Genomic DNA, 276 nt, shown 5'->3' on the forward strand with positions numbered 1-276 from the left:
CACCCGCACCGCCTCCATCAGCACGTCGAACACGTTCTTGTTCTCGATGACCGCCTGCTGAAGCCGGGCGAGCATCGCCGGCGCCTCTGCGGCGTGGCGGTCCTGGAACTCCGCAAGCCGTGTCAGCTGCGACTGCTTCTCTTCGTCGGTCGAGCGGGCCAGCTCGATGTGCTCGGGCACCGTCTCGCCCTGCGGGTTGCGGAAGGTGTTGACGCCGATGATGGGGTACTCGCCGGTGTGCTTGAGCATCTCGTAGTGCATCGACTCTTCCTGGAT

The 276-nt window shown here is 64.9% G+C and carries 1 protein-coding gene; it reads right to left on the minus strand.

Annotated features, from left to right (window positions below):
* Nucleotides 1–276 (minus strand): methylmalonyl-CoA mutase family protein (locus ACZ6JE_RS15190; RefSeq protein WP_464319478.1); only part of this gene is annotated, 276 nt, incomplete at its 3' end.

This window comes from Frigoribacterium sp. AC759, from assembly GCF_979256015.1.